Source organism: Agrobacterium sp. BT-220-3 (assembly GCF_025910175.1).
Classification (GTDB): domain Bacteria; phylum Pseudomonadota; class Alphaproteobacteria; order Rhizobiales; family Rhizobiaceae; genus Agrobacterium; species Agrobacterium oryzihabitans.
Genome location: NZ_JAPAIX010000045.1, coordinates 1 through 1284, shown reverse-complemented (window position 1 = coordinate 1284; position 1284 = coordinate 1). Strand labels below are relative to the sequence as shown.

Annotated in this window: 1 protein-coding gene; it reads right to left on the bottom strand. The window is 57.8% G+C overall.

Going from position 1 to position 1284, the window contains the following annotated elements:
- Window positions 1–61: 61 nt before the first annotated feature.
- Window positions 62–1200 (bottom strand): IS3 family transposase gene (locus OK142_RS25200; protein WP_113731869.1). Its coding sequence is split into 2 segments (ribosomal slippage): window positions 62–942 and window positions 942–1200, totalling 1140 coding nucleotides; the frame shifts between segments, so codons are not numbered across the junction.
- Window positions 1201–1284 lie beyond the last annotated feature (84 nt).

Here is a 1284-nt window from a genome sequence, read left to right as displayed (position 1 = left end):
AGAGGTGGCTCGGTTTGTCTGAACAGTTTCGGGCTTTTTGTTAAGTGGATTTCCGCCTCGATTATGCTGCCACCATCATTGGTGCCAGCGCGTTGAAGTAAGCCTGATCCGGCGTCTGCCGGTCAAGGGATGAATGTGGGCGTCGGCTATTGTAAAAGGTCAGATAGCGGCCGATGCCAGCGCGGGCCTCGGACACTGTTTTATAGGCATGGAGGTAGACTTCCTCGTATTTGATCGAACGCCAGAGCCGCTCGACGAACACGTTGTCCCGCCACGCACCCTTGCCATCCATTGAGATGGCGATTTCCGCCTTCTTCAGCACCGCCGTGAAGTCCACCGAGGTGAACTGCGATCCCTGGTCCGTATTGAATATGTCGGGTCTGCCATAACGGGCCAGCGCTTCCTCGACTGCTTCGATGCAGAAGGCTGCCTCCATCGTGATCGACAGCCGCCACGACAGAACCCTCCGACTGAACCAGTCCACAACGGCGCAGAGATAGACGAATCCGCGAGCCATCGGAACATAGGTCAGGTCCATCGCCCAGACCTGGTTGGGCCTTGTAACCGCCAGCTTGCGCAGGAGGTAGGGATAGATTTTGTGCCCAGGTGCCGGTTTCGACGTGTTCGGGCGACGGTAGATCGCCTCGATGCCCATCTTCTTCATCAGCGTGGCGACGTGCCGCCGCCCAGCCTCCAGCCCTTCTCCCCTCAGTAGCCCTTGCAACATCCGACTTCCGGCAAAGGGGTAGTCAATATGCAGTTCGTCGATCCGGCGCATCAGAGCCAGATCGCCCTCAGACACCGGACGAGGCAGATAATAGACACTGCCACGGCTGAAGCCGAGAAGCTTCGCTTGGCGCACGACGGATAGCTTATGCTGGCGGTCGATCATTTCTTTCCGCCCAGCAATCCCGCCTTGCCGAGCGCACCGGATAAAAAATCGTTCTCCAGTGTCAATTCGCCGATCTTGGCGTGCAGTGTTTTGACATCGACGGTTGGACCCGCCGGTTCCGCCTTCGCTTCATCACCGAAAACGCCTGTCGCCCCCTCAAGGAGCTGGTCTTTCCACTGTTTGATCTGGTTGGCGTGCACGTCAAACTGCTGGGACAACTCCACCAGCGTCTGTTCGCCTCGAATAGCGGCAAGCGCCACCTTTGCCTTGAAAGCCGGGCTGTGGTTCCGGCGCGGTCGTCTCGTCATGGTATCTCCTGTTCACGGCATCTAAGCCGAAGTCAGGCAGAAATTCCACTTATCCCCGCTGTTCAAATTTCCCGAGCCAGCTCT